The sequence below is a fragment of the Lactiplantibacillus sp. DA1 genome, from assembly GCF_032681335.1.
GTDB lineage: Bacteria > Bacillota > Bacilli > Lactobacillales > Lactobacillaceae > Lactiplantibacillus.
Genome location: NZ_JAWHTQ010000005.1, coordinates 151,441 through 168,495, shown reverse-complemented (window position 1 = coordinate 168,495; position 17,055 = coordinate 151,441). Strand labels below are relative to the sequence as shown.

At 42.9% G+C, this 17,055-nt stretch carries 16 protein-coding genes; 10 read left to right on the top strand and 6 right to left on the bottom strand.

Going from position 1 to position 17,055, the window contains the following annotated elements; translation table 11 throughout:
• Nucleotides 1-125: 125 nt before the first annotated feature.
• The 4 genes from RXV91_RS09380 to RXV91_RS09365 form a co-directional block, all read right to left on the bottom strand.
• The gene (locus RXV91_RS09380; protein WP_316439649.1) at nucleotides 126-1,214 is read right to left on the bottom strand and encodes a MupG family TIM beta-alpha barrel fold protein; all 1,089 of its coding nucleotides are present in this window, start codon (nucleotides 1,212-1,214) and stop codon (nucleotides 126-128) included.
• Nucleotides 1,211-2,119, bottom strand: coding sequence for a BadF/BadG/BcrA/BcrD ATPase family protein (locus tag RXV91_RS09375; protein WP_316439648.1), 909 nt, complete (start codon nucleotides 2,117-2,119; stop codon nucleotides 1,211-1,213). Before RXV91_RS09375 ends, RXV91_RS09380 begins: the two co-directional genes overlap by 4 nt.
• Before the next feature lie 11 nt (nucleotides 2,120-2,130).
• Nucleotides 2,131-3,033 (bottom strand): N-acetylmuramic acid 6-phosphate etherase, encoded by a 903-nt coding sequence (gene murQ, locus RXV91_RS09370; protein ID WP_316439647.1) that lies wholly within the window; start codon nucleotides 3,031-3,033, stop codon nucleotides 2,131-2,133.
• 205 nt (nucleotides 3,034-3,238) lie between these two features.
• Nucleotides 3,239-4,576 carry a PTS transporter subunit EIIC gene (locus RXV91_RS09365; protein ID WP_316439646.1) on the bottom strand — a complete coding sequence of 446 codons (1,338 nt, stop codon included), beginning with the start codon at nucleotides 4,574-4,576 and terminating at the stop codon, nucleotides 3,239-3,241.
• A 226-nt stretch (nucleotides 4,577-4,802) separates the two neighbouring features.
• Between RXV91_RS09365 and RXV91_RS09360 the strand changes: the two genes are divergently transcribed.
• The 4 genes from RXV91_RS09360 (at nucleotide 4,803) to RXV91_RS09345 (ending at nucleotide 8,052) form a co-directional block, all read left to right on the top strand.
• The gene (locus RXV91_RS09360) at nucleotides 4,803-5,534 is read left to right on the top strand and encodes a GntR family transcriptional regulator (RefSeq protein ID WP_316439645.1); all 732 of its coding nucleotides are present in this window, start codon (nucleotides 4,803-4,805) and stop codon (nucleotides 5,532-5,534) included.
• Nucleotides 5,535-5,563: 29 nt separating this feature from the next.
• Nucleotides 5,564-6,355 (top strand): alpha/beta fold hydrolase, encoded by a 792-nt coding sequence (locus RXV91_RS09355; RefSeq protein ID WP_316439644.1) that lies wholly within the window; start codon nucleotides 5,564-5,566, stop codon nucleotides 6,353-6,355.
• The gene (locus tag RXV91_RS09350) at nucleotides 6,348-6,719 is read left to right on the top strand and encodes a hypothetical protein (protein ID WP_316439643.1); all 372 of its coding nucleotides are present in this window, start codon (nucleotides 6,348-6,350) and stop codon (nucleotides 6,717-6,719) included. The genes RXV91_RS09355 and RXV91_RS09350 overlap by 8 nt, the downstream gene beginning before the upstream one ends.
• A 127-nt stretch (nucleotides 6,720-6,846) precedes the next feature.
• Complete coding sequence (locus RXV91_RS09345; protein WP_316439642.1) at nucleotides 6,847-8,052, top strand: MFS transporter; 1,206 nt, start codon at nucleotides 6,847-6,849, stop codon at nucleotides 8,050-8,052.
• Between the two features lie 83 nt (nucleotides 8,053-8,135).
• On the opposite strand, the gene RXV91_RS09340 is transcribed toward RXV91_RS09345, so the two are convergent.
• Complete coding sequence (locus tag RXV91_RS09340; RefSeq protein WP_316439641.1) at nucleotides 8,136-9,065, bottom strand: LysR family transcriptional regulator; 930 nt, start codon at nucleotides 9,063-9,065, stop codon at nucleotides 8,136-8,138.
• Nucleotides 9,066-9,209: 144 nt separating this feature from the next.
• On the opposite strand from RXV91_RS09340, the gene RXV91_RS09335 reads away from it, so the two are divergent.
• Genes RXV91_RS09335 through RXV91_RS09315 form a run of 5 tightly spaced genes read left to right on the top strand, consistent with a single transcriptional unit; the run spans nucleotide 9,210 to nucleotide 15,361 of the window.
• On the top strand, nucleotides 9,210-10,100 hold the full coding sequence (locus tag RXV91_RS09335) for a shikimate dehydrogenase (protein ID WP_003645688.1): 891 nt from the start codon (nucleotides 9,210-9,212) through the stop codon (nucleotides 10,098-10,100).
• A 12-nt stretch (nucleotides 10,101-10,112) separates the two neighbouring features.
• Complete coding sequence (locus RXV91_RS09330; RefSeq protein WP_033611614.1) at nucleotides 10,113-11,345, top strand: MFS transporter; 1,233 nt, start codon at nucleotides 10,113-10,115, stop codon at nucleotides 11,343-11,345.
• Nucleotides 11,329-12,087 (top strand): type I 3-dehydroquinate dehydratase, encoded by a 759-nt coding sequence (aroD, locus tag RXV91_RS09325; RefSeq protein WP_128531395.1) that lies wholly within the window; start codon nucleotides 11,329-11,331, stop codon nucleotides 12,085-12,087. Before RXV91_RS09330 ends, aroD begins: the two co-directional genes overlap by 17 nt.
• A gap of 33 nt (nucleotides 12,088-12,120) precedes the next feature.
• Nucleotides 12,121-13,077, top strand: a complete 957-nt coding sequence (locus RXV91_RS09320; protein ID WP_316439640.1) for an FAD:protein FMN transferase — start codon at nucleotides 12,121-12,123, stop codon at nucleotides 13,075-13,077.
• Nucleotides 13,070-15,361, top strand: a complete 2,292-nt coding sequence (locus RXV91_RS09315; RefSeq protein WP_316439639.1) for an FAD-dependent oxidoreductase — start codon at nucleotides 13,070-13,072, stop codon at nucleotides 15,359-15,361. Before RXV91_RS09320 ends, RXV91_RS09315 begins: the two co-directional genes overlap by 8 nt.
• A gap of 64 nt (nucleotides 15,362-15,425) precedes the next feature.
• Here the strand turns inward: RXV91_RS09315 and RXV91_RS09310 are convergent, their stop codons facing one another.
• Nucleotides 15,426-15,794: a pyridoxamine 5'-phosphate oxidase family protein gene (locus RXV91_RS09310; protein WP_033611618.1), complete on the bottom strand. Its 369-nt coding sequence runs from the start codon at nucleotides 15,792-15,794 to the stop codon at nucleotides 15,426-15,428.
• A gap of 183 nt (nucleotides 15,795-15,977) precedes the next feature.
• Between RXV91_RS09310 and RXV91_RS09305 the strand changes: the two genes are divergently transcribed.
• Complete coding sequence (locus RXV91_RS09305) at nucleotides 15,978-17,000, top strand: aldo/keto reductase (protein WP_316439638.1); 1,023 nt, start codon at nucleotides 15,978-15,980, stop codon at nucleotides 16,998-17,000.
• Nucleotides 17,001-17,055: the final 55 nt, after the last annotated feature.

Below are 17,055 nucleotides of genomic sequence, written 5' to 3'. Positions count from 1 at the left end.
AAAATAGCATGTGAATTGCAGAAATTTGCTTTGATAAGTTGGATTAAACTAAAAAAGTCTATCTCGAAATTATTAAAATTTCGAGATAGACTTTTTTATAATCAGTAACATATTTTTTACTATATTCAATCCACAAACCGGAATTTACTCCAAGGTTTAATAAAGTCAAGCAGTAACAGTTCCTCAGGTGCAATCCGACCAATCCGATTCTTTCGGGGTTCCCGGTGAGGTTGCAAGACGATTTGCAATTCATTTTTATAAATGCCGAAGTTGTCGTTGCCTACTAATACGTCGCCACGCTGAAATTCCACATCATTATCGTGTGGACTGTTGGGCGTTTCCTTGTAGGTCACACGGGGCATTGTTGAACGGATGACATTTGGGTTAATATCGCCACGGCGAAAATGTTGTGGGGTCAAGGCAATGGTTCTTTCGATCGCGTTCGTCTGAGCTTCAAATTCAATGTGAAATTGTACTTGGTACCGATTGATTGCTGATAATGCGGCCAGTTCGACTTCACTCGCATAAGCGTTACCGATAATTACATCGTCGATTAGTCCGGAAGCGAAGAGATGCTTGGCCTGGACGGCGATTGGTAAGCGCCGATCAGCTTCTAATGTTGGCAGACCATCGTTGACGTTCCATGGCCCCATCGTACCAACCTGACTTGCCACGAAAGCGGCGGAATGAATGCCAAACTTACGAAAACGTTCGCTACACTTAACGAAAAAGTTGTAAGGTAGTGCGGTTCCAACTTGGGGATAGAAATTATGGCAGCCATAAATAAATGGGACATTTGCTTGGTAGCTGAGAATATTATTCAGATAATCGACGTCATTACTCATATTAAGTTCGATGATCAAGCCGTACGGATTATACGAGAGTAGCGCCTCGGTTGCGCCATCGAAACCCTCATCTAGTCGAATACCGGCGACGTGTAAATCAGCGAAGAACTTTAGATCTTTATAGGAAATTCCTAGTTGTTTAAAAATCCGTGGTGAAACGTCCAAAATCGTTTGGTAACCCAACTGATTTCCAACGTCAATGATTTTCTGGTACTTAGCTTTGGTTTCGGCGACCGTACCAGATACTTCCAGCATGCTCATAAAAATTCGAGTGAAGCCGTAGTGTTGGCCTAATTTGAGATAAGCGGCGTTTTCTTCAAAGTCGCTATGATCGGGATAAATGGATAAACCTAGTTGACGCATTGTCATGAATTAATTTCCTCCTGAGTCCACCGGTGCCAATAGATGACGGCGTGGGCGTTGTTAGTTGTAATATCGTTAAATGCAATTGTTGGTATTGCCTGGTGCACTGTCGCTGTTAACGTGTCGCGGACCAGGCGATTGTGTTGTAAAACGGAACCAGAGAGGGCGACCCGTTGTGGCCGAGGCTCTGCAAACCGCTGATATAAGGTAACGACTTGTTGTGCCAGTGCTTGGGCTGATGTGACTAATACCGTGATGGCTTCAGAATTTTGTTGCTCGGCCAGTTTGGCGATTAACTGTGCTAATTGAGCGTTAGTTTGTCGATCTTGAGCGTAAAATTTCTGGACGGCGGCAGCAACATCGGCAACTTTAAGTTGTGCCAATAGGGGAGCTGTCAGTTGACTAGTTTGATTGTTATCAGTCTGGGTCAGAACCTGTTTAAGTGCCCGCTTGCTAATGTCGTAGGCACTGCCTTCGTCACCTAAAACGTAACCCCAGCCGCCAACGCGCAGAAATTTCCCGACTTGGCGGCCATAAACGACCGAGCCCGTACCGGCAATCACTAAGGCGCCGTCTGCTCCTGCAAGACCGTTCAGTAGAGCCAGTTTTGCATCGCTTATGACCTGGGTATTAGCGTGGTAACGTTGGGTGATGGTTTGTTGGACCTGATCAGCCCGGCCAGCAGTTTCAATTCCAGCAATTCCGATTAAAATCAACCCAATCTGATTAGCTGGAATTGCGGCAGTGAGCTGGTCTAAGACAGTGGTTAAGTTAGTAACGGCAGCAGAGTAGTCTAGGACAACGTTACCAGGGCCACCCGTAACGCTTTGGACCAGGAGCTCGGGGGTTATCGTCCAAGTTTGACCAACGATGTGCGTGCCACCACAGTCAACGCCAATTAAATATGTCATTTTAGACCTCCTCATTGCAGTGCGAGTGCGTCACGAACGACACCGTGTGCGCGCTGTAAACGCTGCTCGGCGTCGCTGACAGAGACGCCGGCTAAGTTCATGACAATTGCTGTTTTAACGTTTTGATGAGCGGCAGTGAATAGTTCGCTGGCTTCATCGGCAGAAACTCCGGTGGCCAGTTCGATCATGTGTTTCGCGCGAATCACGAGTTTTTCGTTAGTAGGTTTCACATCAACCATCAAGTTATGGTAGGCTTTGCCAATCTTAACCATCGAAATCGTTGATAGCATGTTAAGCACCATTTTTTCCGCTGTCCCGGCTTTTAAACGCGTCGAGCCAGCGAGAACTTCAGGACCCGGGGCAACTTCAATGGCAACTTGGGCGTGTTGACTGATTTGAGCATGATGATTGCAGGCTAGACTAATCGTCGCCGCACCAATGTGCTGTGCGTAGTCGAGTGCGCCGATAACATAAGGTGTGCGTCCACTTGCTGCCAGGCCAACAACGGCGTCATTAGCTGTTAAAGTCAGATCCTTTAAATCTTGTGCGCCTAAATTAGGATTATCCTCAGCACCTTCAACGGCGACCGTCATAGCTTGGGCCCCGCCAGCAATGAGTCCTTGAACCATCTCTGGCTCAGTACCAAATGTTGGGACACATTCGGCAGCGTCTAAAACGCCAAGGCGACCGCTAGTACCAGCGCCCATGTAAATTAAGCGGCCGTTAGCTTTAAAGGCAGTGACGATAAGGTCAATAGCGGCGGCAATTTGTGGTAGTTCGGGTGTTATGCTTTGACTAACTTTGGCGTCTTCTTGATTCATTAACTGGGTAATTGCCAGGATCGACATTTCATCTAAATGGCTGCTGGCGGGGTTCCGGCTCTCAGTAGTGAGTTGATTAATATCTGATTTCAATAGTTTCTCCTCGTTTCTTAGAATATGTACAAAGAGGACTGCGGCAAATGCAGCAGTCCTCCCGAAATAATGATAACAATGATCGATTACGGTTGGTAATAAAGCCAAGATGACCGTTATGAAATAAGTGACATACTCATTGAAAGTTACAATTAAGTTAATCATACCGTAATTATAAGCTGATGTGACATCATTATGTTAGTCGTTATTCAGTAACGGTTGTTTGAGCCGATTTTTCAGCGTCAGCTTGAGCTGCTTCGCGTTCAGCCTTCAATTGATTACGATCCCAAATCTTGAAGAATGGGTAGTAGATGAAGGTTGCAACGATAATATTAATAATACATAGAACGGCTGCTCGCCAGTCCCAGGCAGTAGTCATTAAAGCTCCGATTGGTCCTGGCAATGTCCATGGTACTAATGCAACGGTCCGACTAACTAAGTGTAAGACAGTTGCAGCCCAAGTGATAATCCCCATCGTTAATGGTGCGAGTACGAATGGAATTGCAAAGTAAGGGTTCATCACAATTGGAACACCGAAAATAACGGGTTCATTAATATTGAAGATTCCCGGAATAATTGTAACTTTCCCGATAGTCTTACCGTAAGCTGATTTTGAGAAGAAGGCTAATAGAATACATAATGACAGAGTAGCCCCAGCACCGCCGACATAGACAAACCACTGGAAGAACTGTTCAGTCATAAAGTGAGGTACCGTTGCAGCGGTAGCGCCTTTAGAAATAGCAGCTAAATTGTCGTTCAGATTTGGATACCATAGTGGCCAAAAGATTGGTGTTGCTAAGGCCGCCCCATGAATCCCAAAGAGCCAAACGATATCGGTTAACAGAATTGGCACAATAACAGAAAGCAAATTGTCACGGCCAAAGTAAGCTAACGGGCTGAAGACCCATTGTAAGAAAGTATTAACGTCAAAGTTCAGCCCAACGTGAATGACCCAAGCGCCGACAATCAAGAAAGTCGCCGGAATTAATGCTGAGAAAGATGCCGCAACAGCCGGGGGCACCCCGTCTGGTAATGTGATCACTAGGTGATGATCACGACAGATGCGAGTCACTTCGGCGGTTAAAATTCCGGCTAACATGGCTGTAAATAAACCAGCCGCACCGAAATTAGTCAATGGAACAACGGTTGCAGCAGCTTTTAATCCCAATGCTTTAAATGCAGCTGGCGTAGTGGTAATTGGTTTAACAGCAAGTAGTAAAAAGACCATAACAGAAACGACTCCGGTTGAAATATGGTCAAAATGATAGCCTTCAGCTAGACGGCCCGCAATGGCAAACGCGGCATAAATGGCCATAAACCCCATTGAAAAATTGATTGGAATAGCTAAACCAGCGGCATAGGGCTTAATAAAACTTGTCCAAGCAGGAATTGGCAATTGTGTAACGATTGTGAAGAATGATCCAACAATCGTTACTGGGATGATAACAGCCATTCCGTCCCGAATTGCCCGTAAGTAGCGGTTGGCGGCAATTTTACTCATGACATCAATGGTTTTATCTTTCCATGTACGTGAATTATCCATGATTGACTCATCTCCTTAAAAGTTAGTTGGTGCGATTAATCGTAAAATAAATTCCCCCTTGAATTTAATTTAAGTTAACACATTAACTTGATTTCATGAGTGAGTATAGCATAATATAACAGTATAGTTAACGCTTTCATCGTGGTTAATTATTCGATATTAACAAAATTCGATTAAGTATAGACATTTAATGCATTAAGTTGTTGAGGATTGGATGGCGGTGTTTATGAGTCGAAAGGAACCAATTTATCAAACTATTTTAAGTGCGCTAGTGTTGGAATTAAATGCTAATCATTTTCGTAAAAATGATCCTTTTTATAGTGAAAGTGAGTTGCGCAAAAAGTATCAGGTAAGTTCTACGACAGTGGTACGAGTGCTGAATATGTTAGCTGACCAGGGCTATATTTACCGTGTTCAAGGAAAAGGCAGCTTTGTTTCTAAGTTCAATCGTGGGACAGCTGTTCGGATTACGGATACCCATACGTATGATGTTGACGAGGAGCAGGTTGCCATTCTAGTTGCTGATCAGGAGATGGCTTTACCAACACGAGCTAAATTTGAAGACGGTACAGCAATCTGGTATTTAGAACGGTTGCGTGAAATCAAACGGGCGCCATTTGAATTTTCACAATCATGGTATTTAGCTTCGCTGATTCCTGATACAGCTATGAAAAAGTTGCGGGAAGTACATTCAATTTATGCAGTGATTCGAAAACACGCGCAACTTGATTTATCGCGACAACCGTTTGAGCAAGAATATGCGGCGACCTGCGTTCCCAGTCAACGAATAGCGGATTATTTGCACGTTGGTATGGAGACAACGGTAATTAAAATCGAGCGTTGGGTATTTCGGGGGGAACAACCGTTGGAATACACTGTTAGTTATATGCTACCTAACTATTTTGGCCTGGCGCTGACTAGTGATTCTAAGTCAGTAACGACTAATCGGATTCGTTGATTGATGGGTAACGAGAGGAGTGTCACACAATGTCAATTCACAGTAATAATTTGTATTCCAACGTATTACGACAGTCAGTTCAAGTCCAAGTCATCTTGCCGGAACCAGTGAACGCGGCTGGACAGATTCTACCAGAATATACGAGTGGGGATCACCGTCTACCCACCGTGTGGCTGTTGCATGGCTTAGGCGGGGACGCAACGTCGTGGTTGCGGCGAACGGAAATTGAACTACTGGCGACGCAATACCGAGTAGCGGTCGTCATGCCGGAAACGGGGCGGGGATTTTATACGAATATGGTCCATGGTCCATGCTATTGGGATTATTTGACCCACGAGTTACCAACACGAATGCGTTATATCTTTCCGTTGTCGGCACGACCGGAAGACAATTATTTGTTGGGGAACTCCATGGGTGGCTATGGGGCATTACGTTATGCCTTTACCTATCCGCAGCGGTTTGCGGCTGTCGCGGCATTATCACCGGTGACGAATCTCAAAAGGTTTCACGTGGAACAATCGGCAATTATGCCAGACCTTGAGCTGGCTTTCTCACCAGCACAGATGCAAGGGACGCCAGCGGATTTGTCTTATTTGATACGGCAACCGACAAACTGGGGGACGTTACGTGTTCTAATGGCGACGGGTGATCAAGACATGTTACGGTCAATGGATGAAGCCTTCAAGTCACAGTTGGTGGCAGTGTTTAAAGACCAGTTTGAATGGCAGTTACAACCGGGTCGCCATGATTGGCGGCTCTGGAACCAGCAGTTACCATTTGCGATGCACTGGTTAATTAAGGGAGGTTGGCGCAATGTTTAATGTTAAAGATGAGCACGGCCGCTATAATTTGTGGCGGCAGACGGGATTAGCGTTATTACCGCTATTATTGGCAATTGTCGCATACCCACTATTACCTGATCGTGTCTACGTGCCAACCGCCGTCACGAGCCTGACACCGTGGGGAATCAAGAGCAATATTTTTATTTATCCAGTTTTTTGTCTGATTTTGTGGTTCTTTATTTGGCTATTTATTTTCTTCAATCGGTTATACGAGAAAAATCTTAAAGTAACGCGTCAAAAATATCGACCAATGGAGAACTACTATGTGTGGAGTAGTTGGGTGTTAGATGTTTTGGCGACCTTGATGGTGGTGGTACAGATATTGGTGAGTGTTGGCGGGTAAAAATAGAAATTAAGTAACTTTTCATTTGATTGATAAGCGCTTACATTTAGAGTAGAATAGTATGTTAATAGATGAGCAAAACACTTTGTTACTCAATTCAAATCTTACAAGGCAAAGGTTAACTCATATGACATCAACAGAACGTATGAAAACAACGATATGTTTGTATCTTAATTACCTCGTTCATGGTATGGCTATTGTGATTCTAGCCCAAAATATGACTGTATTAAGCCGACAATGGCATGTCAATGATGCTGGTGTTTCACTGGTTATTTCATCATTAGGCATTGGCCGATTGTTAGTACTTTACTTGGCAGGGACTTTTTCAGATCGGCTTGGCCGAAAGTTATTTGTACAGATTGGTATCTTAACGTATACATTATTTTTTATTGGAATTGTCATTTCTCCTAATATTGTTGTCGCCTATTTTTTCGGTATTCTAGCCGGTATGGCTAATTCATTTTTAGATTCGGGGACGTACCCAGCGCTTATGGAACTTTATCCTAGACGTCAAGCAACGGCAAATATTATGATTAAGGCCTTTGCTTCGATTGGTGAATTATTATTGCCCATTATTGTGGCTGGACTAGATCATTTTCAATTATGGTATGGTTGGGCGTTCTTATTATGTGTCTTTTTAATGGTGGTTAACTTTAGTTTTTTACGTCGGCGAACTTTTCCAAAATTAACAACTGATCAAGTATCAACGCCTAATAAAAAGCAAAACACTTTGCAAAAGCATATGCCACTAACGCTAAAGAAAATTATTCTTGGATGTGTTCTGACGATTTTCGGCTATATCTCAATGGCAACTTTTTATTTGGTAAGCCAATGGTTGACAAAGTATGGCAGTGACGTGATTCATTTGAATTTAGTACATGCTCGAATGTTAGTTAGCGTTTATAGCGTTGGATCTATTTTAGGCGTTATTGTAACTGCTTTACTAGTTGAGCGAATTATTAAGCCGGTTTGGTTTATGCTGTTTGATACTGTGGTATCGTTGTTAGCATTGCTAGCCTTAACGCTAATTCCAACGTGGTGGGTAGCATTAATCAGTTCGTTTGTGATTGGATGCTCAGCTGCAGGCGGTGTTATGCAACTAGGACTAACCGTTATGAGCAATACGTTTCCTCGTGCTAAGGGTCGTATTACGGGAATTTATTATACTGCGAGTGGATTAGCTTCATTTACGATTCCGGTATTTACCGCTTGGATTTCTCAGATTGGCATTTATAAGATTATGTGGTTTGACGTACTAATTGCTGGAATTGGTGTTCTTTGCAGCATTGTAGTTCTTGCCCTATTTCGAGAAAAGAAAGCAATCGTTGCTTAGTAAAAAATCTCTCAGGTCTATAATACATGTATTATCACTAGTCTGGCGATAATACATGTTGCAAACCTGAGAGCTTTTTTGTCTTAAATAAAATGTTCCTTTTGCGTGTAATGTTGCCAACAGTAACTGCGACTGAATTCTTCAAATCGACTAACTGAAGGTGTAACAAAATGATTACGTTTGCTGATGAGGTATATTTGGTGACGTAGTGGCTGATCAGCTAAGTGCTTCAATGTTATGCTGGTCTGGTCTAAAAGCGGTAAGTATGGCATCAAAGCGACACCAAAATTATAGCTCACAAAGCCAGCCATGGTATGATCCTCTTCGACTTCGTAAGCGATTTTGGGCTTTACATGCGCCTGGCTTAGAATTCGATCAATCAAAGGACGTAAACCACTATTATGTGAGAAAAATATCATGGGATATGGTTCCAAGTCTTTAACGAATAATTCTTCTTGTTTGGCTAACGCGTGGTGGCTAGGGACAGCTGCCACAATTTCTTGTTGAACCAATGGAATAAAATCAAATAAGGTATTAGTAGGTTGCTCGCCGAGGCGGTCGACACTTGAGGCTAACACTAAATCAAACTTTTCATCAGCAAGTTCCTGAAGTAATTCAGTCGAGTTTCCTTGACCGAGCTCAAATGTAATTGCATGATTTTTATCATCTGTATGAAACTTAGTGATTAGTTCGGGGACTAGCTGCTGTCCAAGTGTATAAGTAAAGCCCAATTTAACATGTCCTTTGTCAGGATCCATTAATTGCTGAACGAGCTCATTGCCTTGTGATAAATCGCTTAAACTTGCCGTAATATACTTTAAGTACACAGAACCAATCGGCGTTAAACGAATATTACGACCATCTGGTTCAAATAAAGGAACCCCCAGTTCACTTTCTAACTTTTTAATGGCATAGCTTAATGAAGGTTGTGAGATACCAAGGTTTTCAGCCGCTTTTGCCATGTGTTGTGTTCGTGCCAATTCTTTGAAAAATTCCAAATGTCTTAGATTCAATCTGCGTGATACCCCTTTCATTCATAAAACAATTTAATGAATTTAACAACAGTTCTATATTTATTATATTAAAGCATTTTGTTAAGATGACAAGTGAATTGAGTAACAAATATTAAAAATATAAATTTATAGGAGTGGATTTACATGACTGAACGCATTGATGGACACACATTATTAATTGGATTGATGGCATATCCGATTCGGCATTCAATGTCACCAACGATGCACAATAATGCATTTGCTAAATTAGGATTGAACTATGCATATCTAGCATTCGAAATCGATAACAAGAAGCTACCTTCAGCAATTGAATCGATTCGGACGTTAGATATGCGGGGTTCTAATGTTTCAATGCCTAATAAGCAGAAGGTTTTGCCACTGCTAGATAAATTAGACCCAGCTGCTGAGATGTGCGGTGCGGTCAACACTATTGTTAATGATGATGGAATTTTAACCGGTTACACGACTGATGGTATTGGCTTTATGAAGTCTCTGGACGATGAAGGGATTAATATCCGTGGTCATAAGATGACATTAGCAGGTGCTGGCGGTGCTGGTACTGCGATTGCTGTTCAAGCGGCATTAGATGGCGTTAGTGAAATGTCAATCTTTAACTTACATGATGCAGAATGGGAAAACGCTAAACATAATGTTGATTTGATCAACGAGCGGACTTCTTGTCATGCTACTTTACACGAATTAGAAGATCGTGATGATTTTAAGAAGGAAATTCAAGATTCATATATTTATACTGATGCTACTGGTGTTGGCATGAAACCGTTGGAAGATAAGACTTTAGTTGATGACCCAAGCTGGTTACGTAAAGACCTCATTGTCTTTGATACCGTCTACGCACCACGGACAACTAAATTAATGAAGGTTGCTCAAGAAGCTGGCGTTGAACATGTCTTCAATGGTTTGGGTATGATGCTCGAACAAGGTGCTGCTGCCTTTAAGCTCTGGACTGGTGAAGATATGCCAGTTGATTATATTCGCCATATTTTATTTGATGAAGACGCTGCAGCACAAAAATAGACGGGGGTTGCCATGAAAAATAAATATATGCCGACAGCCATTAGCTTATATTTAAACTATTTTATTCATGGGATTGGGGTTATTATCTTAGCCCAAAACATGGAAGCTTTGGCTCAACATTGGCAAACGACTACAGGCGGTGTTGCCGTAGTAATTTCATCACTTGGTATTGGTCGTTTAATCGTTTTATTAGTTTCTGGATTTTTGTCAGATAAGTTTGGCCGTAAACCATTCGTGGTTCTTGGTGTTATTACGTACTTGCTCTTCTTTGCTGGTATTTTATTAAGCCCATCAATTACGGTAGCCTACATTTTCGGGATACTTGCTGGGATTGCGAACTCATTCCTTGATTCTGGGACTTACCCAGCGTTAATGGAAATGTTTCCAGATTCAAAAGGAACTGCGAACGTTATTATCAAGGCCTTCATTTCAGTTGGCCAATTTGGATTACCGTTATTCGTTAGTTTCTTAGTTGCTGGTAATTATTGGTACGGTTGGTCGTTTATCTTTTGTATTGTTGTATTAGTTGCTAATTTATTGTTCATGTTGGTTGCTGGAAAGTTCCCAGTTGCTAATCAGGATGCTAAGGTTGCTGCTAAGGACGAGACTGAAGCAGTGAAGCCTGAATCAAAGGGTAGCTTATGGTTTGATGGCACGCTATTTATCTTATATGGTTATGTTTCACAGGCAACTTTTTACTTAGTTAGTCAGTGGTTGAGTCAATATGGTGCTAAGGTAGCCGGAATGGGAGACGCCAGTTCAAGAGCACTGATTAGTTATTATAGTATTGGGTCAATCGTTTGCGTACTGGTGACGGCTGCGCTAGCTAAACGTGCTGTAAAAGAAATTCAATTCTTAGGCGTCTATACCTTACTTTCATTTCTCTCGTTACTACTGATGTATCTGGTACCAACATCTTTGATGTGTTCAATCATGTCGTTTGTTGTTGGATTCTCAGCTGCTGGCGGGGTTATGCAATTAGGATTGACCGTCATGTCCACCTTCTTCCCACAAGGCAAGGGGACGATTACCGGTGCCTTTTATACGGCGGGATCGATCGCATCCTTTACGATACCGTTAGTTACAGGTATGATGTCAACTAATCTTGCAAACATTTTCTTATTTGACGTTATTATTGCGTTGATTGGATTTGTATTGGCTGTACTAATTACAGTTCGTTATTACCACTTATTTGGTAAGAACAGTCAAAAGGAGGTCACGATTGATCATGACACCAATCGTTAAATTACGTGATATTGAATTAGGAACGGGACGGCCTAAGATTGCCGTTCCTATTACGGGAAAAACCATTGCAGATATTTTAGCTGCAGTTGAACCAATAAAGGCTGCACAGCCAGATGTCGTTGAATGGCGAATTGATTTTTTTAAGGATGTAACTAATCCAGAACAGTTGAAGTCGGCCGGTCAGCAACTTCGCCAGGCTTTAGGTGATATTGCCTTATTAACCACCTTTCGAACTAAAGGTGAAGGCGGCGAATTAGCACTATCAGATACTGAGTATTTTAAACTGTGTGAGACGGTCTTAGATGGTGGGTTCACGGATGCATTAGATGTTGAACGTTACCATGACGAACAAGCTGTTAAGCAAATTGTTGCAGCAGCTCATGAGCATCAAGTAGTTGTGATCATGAGTAATCATGATTTTGATAAAACGCCGGCGGTTGCTGAGATCGTTAAGCGACTGACTAGTATGGTTGATTATGGTGCTGACGTTGCTAAGATGGCTGTGATGCCACAATCGGTGGAGGATGTCTTAACATTACTGACAGCGACTAATATTGCACGCCAAACACTACCACAGCCAGTAATCACAATGTCGATGGGTGACTTAGGAAAAGTGTCACGGCTTGCTGGTGAAGTGTTCGGCTCTTGTTTATCATTTGCAACGGTCGGGGCGGCTTCGGCACCTGGGCAAATTGCACTTGAAAATTTACGGCCGGAATTGGAAGATCTGAAGTTAAATTAAAGCATAGCTGAAAGAAATCGTGAGGTCAGAGTGATGATTGGGACACAAAAAAAGTATGTTTCACAATTTACGATGATGGGAACCGTCATCTCGCTGACATTATTTGAGCCGAATCAGTTAGCGGTCGAGGCGGTCTATGATTATTTGCAACGGATGGATGGCGTCTTTTCGGTTAATCGTGCTGATTCAGAATTGGCTGCGATCAATCAATATGCCGGTATTCATCCAGTCTTGGTTAGCACTGAATGCTTTCAACTAGTATCGGATGCCATTAAGTACACAAAGCAATATTCTGGTAGTTTTAATGTGCTAATTGGACCATTGGTTAAACTGTGGAAGATTGGTTTTGGGGGGCACCAAGTACCCGCAACCCAAGAGATCGAGCAACGGTTATCTTTATTAGATACGCACGAAGTTATCCTGGATGGGGCCCAATCGAGTATCTACTTGCGCCAATCTGGCATGCAATTAGATCTTGGTGCGATTGCCAAAGGATATTTTGCTGATCAGGTTGTTAAGCAGTTGCAGCAGGCTGGCATTACTAGTGCCATTATTAACCTTGGTGGCAACGTTAAGTTATTAGGCACCAATCCGCTAACCGATAATCAGCGTTGGCAAGTTGGAATTCAGGCACCTGAAGCGCCACGTGGTTATCCAGCGCTACAGGTCGAAATGCCTGCTAGAACGGTAGTGACGTCAGGCATCTTTGAACGATATTTTAAGATTGGCAATCACCGTTATCATCACATTCTGGATCCTAGAACCGGCTATCCGGTTGAAAATCAAGTTGATCAGGTATCGATTATAACTGAACGGTCAGAATTAGCCGAAGTGTTATCAACAGTGGCTTACTTTGAAGGGCCAAGCCGTGGTCGCCGGCTAATCGAGCAATTACCACATACGGAAGCGATTTTTATTGATCATGAACAGCAGGTAACAGTTACCAGTGGCTTAACGCCGCGACGCAAAGGAGTGTTTACTATTGAGTAAAAAACAAATTACCGGCCAAGCAATGGGCCACAACGGTATTATCAATTATGAAGTTGACGTGCAAGATAATAAGATTGAGGATTTGAAAATATTAAAGCATTCCGAAACGTCGGGGATCTTTAACCAAGTCATTGATAAATTGAAACAAAATATCATTACGGAACAATCATTCAATGTTGACACAATTAGTGGTGCAACGGTGATGACCCAAGCGCTACTTAAGTCGGCAGATAAGGCTGTAACCGATGCTGGTGTTGATGTGCAGCCAGTTCCTAAGAAAAAAGCCCCCAAGACGCAGAACTTACGGACTGACGTGCTCATTATTGGTGGTGGTGAAGCGGGCTTAGTCGCTGGCTGTCGAGCGTTGACAATGGGTCAGAAGGTTATCTTAGTTGAAAAGAACGGCTATCTTGGTGGTGCGACGATCCTGAATGGTTCTAACGTTGTTGGTACCGGGTCTGATGTTGCTGCGCAAATTTTTGATAATAATCATGATACGCCAGAAATGTTGGCACAAGATGTTGCTCGTGAAAGCTTGGAGACGAACTATCCAGCCTTGACCGACCTAATGGTGCATAATATTGGTCCAGCCATTGATTTTATTAGTAAGTTTGCAGATTTACATTATCAAAAAGCACAGACGCAAACACCAGAACATTCGATTAACCGTCAGATTGAATTGCCTTCAGCAAGTAGCTATGAATTCATTCAAAAAGTTTCCAAGGCGTTCGCTGCTGCGGGTGGTCAAATTATGTTGGATACCCGAGTCGAAAAGCTTATGTTGGACAACGATAAAAAGTTACGCGGTGTGATTGCTGCTCAAAAGGACCAAACAGTCAACATCAAGGCACGTTCAGTTGTGCTTGCTGCAGGTGGTCATGGCGCTAACCAAAAGATGCGTGGTACTGAAAGCGAAGGCATTGATTATTATGGCCCAATGACTTCCACTGGGGATGCCTATCAATTTAATGGTGATTTGGATTTGCAAACGCACGATTTAGGTTGGTACAAGCTGTATCCACACGGTGTTGAAGTGGAACCAGGCGTTGCTAAATTGACCACGTACGCGTCGAAACAAGCAACTGATATGGGGGCAATTTACGTTAACTCTAAGGGTGATCGGATCGTTAATGAATCAAATGTTTATACGACTTTCCGGAATGCCATCCTTAAACAAGCGGATAAAGTTGCTTACCTAGTCATGGATGAACGGACTTGGAAGAAAGTTTACGATCTGCTGATCTTGCATGATTTCACACCAGAAGAAATTAAGAGCTTCTTTGAGAATAAGGGCAAGCGGCCAGTATTCGTTAAGGGTTCTTTGGAAAGTGCTGCTGAGCAGGCCGGAATTGCGGTTGATGAATTAGTCCAAACGGTCAAAAATTATCAAGGCTATGTTCAAGATGGTCACGATCATGATTTCGGCCGTGATCCGAAGTACTTGCATCAATTTGAAGGTGAGACATTCTACATTATTGAACAACGTGATCGCTTTGCGACGACTTTAGGTGGCTATAGTGTCGATGCTGATAACTTGCAATTGGTAACGACTAAAGATGCACCGGTAGCTAATTACTTTGGTGCTGGGGAAATCATCGGCGGCGCTAACGGACATGATTCAATGCCAAGTATGATGAATACTTGGGGTATTTCGTCGGGTTACGTTGCTGGCGCCGCGGCTAGTGAAAACGCTCAGCGGCAAGCAACCGCGGGCGATGACGAAGCTAATATCGTGGCCATTGTGGGGACTAACGCTTCAAAATCATATAACCGTAAGTTGTTGTATGCCATGAAAGAATTATTTGAAACGCAAGTTAATTTTGAAATTTGTGAAATTAAAGATTTACCGCTATTCAATGAAGATGATATGGATCAGGAACCGGCTGTTGTGAAGGAGCTGGCTGCTAAGATCGAAGCCGCTGATGGCGTCGTCTTCGGGGTACCAGAATATGATCATTCGATTCCAGCTGCCTTGAAGAGTGCCATCGAATGGCTGTCCTGTGCAGAACATCCATTCAAAGACAAACCAGTGATGATTGTCGGGACTTCGTTAGGTATTCAAGGTACGGTGCGTGCTCAGATGAACTTACGACAGATTTTGGACTCACCAGGTGTGGATGCCAAAGTTATGCCTGGTAACGAGTTCATGTTACCACAAGCCGGCAATAAGTTTGATGAGAACGACCATCTGAATGATGATGGTAGCGAACACTTCTTGAAGCAGTGCTTTGGGCACTTTTTAGAGGGGCTTGAATTAGCATCTAAGAAGACAGTAATGAATTAACGGCTAGCTAGACTAAAAGAACGTACACAACTCGTGTACGTTCTTTTAGTCTAGCTTTTAATCGTTAAATCTTTTGTTCCACATCATCAATGGTTACAACCAAGGTTGCACGAATCCAATCGAACTTGGCGTGCATTTGATCGAAATAAGCGCCACTAGTTTCAAACTTGCCGGTACCATGAATGTGGAAACCACAGCCAGTGCCAGTTGTGCCGGGAACCTTGTAACTACCGACAGCAATTGTAATGTGGTTGTCGTTAGCAAAATCGGCCTCAATTGAGTGCATGCCAGCCGATGGGATCAATAGGGTATGATCATCGATAAGCTGCATATAATGACTCCAGGTGTTGACGACGTGCGCTGGTGCAGCGTTGACCGTGACGATGGTTGCGGGGGTCGTGTCTTTGATAACTTCAATAAATTTAGGGTCCATAATAAGTACTCCTTTACGTTTATATTCTCATAATATATTGTAATTGACATATATAAATTATCAAGCGAGAGTGCTCGACGTCTCAATAATCTTAGCGGAGGTATCATGGTAAAACCAGGCGTTGCTTTTTACTAATGAAAGCGGTAACTTTAGCTAGGAACTAATAATGAGAGGGTGTTTAATATGTATCAAGCAAGTCAGAGCCGCTATGACCATATGATTTATAATCGAGTAGGCAATAGTGGCCTGAAGTTGTCAGCAATCGGGTTAGGTCTATGGAATAATTTTGGGAGCGTTGATCCGATTGCTAATCAAAAGGCAATCATTCATCAAGCCTTTGATCTGGGGATTACCTACTATGATTTAGCTAATAATTATGGCCCGGAGCCCGGCAGTGCAGAAACTAATTTTGGCTGTATCATGGCTACCGATATGCGGCCATACCGTGACGAAATGGTCATTGCCAGTAAGGCAGGCTATGTGATGTGGCCGGGACCTTATGGTAATTGGGGTTCACGGAAAAGTATCATTGCGAGTGCTGACCAGAGTCTGCAGCGAACTGGTTTAGACTACTTTGATATTTTCTATAGTCACCGTCCTGATTCCGAGACACCAATGGAAGAGACAGCCGCTGCGCTTGATCAGCTAGTACGGCAGGGCAAGGCGTTATATATTGGGCTTTCAAATTATAATGGTAAGCAGACGGCCGCCATGACCAAGATATTTGAAACGTTAAGAACGCCATATATTATTCATCAACCGCGTTACAATATGTTTAATCGACAGGCAGAACAGGACTTGTTTCCTGTCCTGCAAGCGACTCACAAGGCGGCAGTGGGTTTTAGCTCACTGTCACAGGGATTGTTAACGGATAAGTATTTGCATGGGATTGCGACTGATTCGCGGGCCAATAAGCAGACAATTCCTTTTTTGAGTCCAGTCCAGGTTGAGCAAACACTAACGACGGTGAAACGCTTGAATGAGGTTGCACAACAACGTGGTCAAAGCTTAGCTCAAATGGCCTTGGCTTGGAATTTACGTCAGTCGGCCTTGGCTAGCGTTTTAATTGGTGCTAGCCGGCCACAACAAGTGGTCAATAACGTTGCAGCACTAGGAAAATTGGAATTTAGTGTAGCAGAATTAGCAACGATTGAACAAATTCTTGCTGAACAACCGGCGATTGATTGGAGTGCTGGTCGGTCATAGCGTTTGGATAATTCGCTATACTAATCTAGTTGACAGGTAATGAAATGAAAAGAAA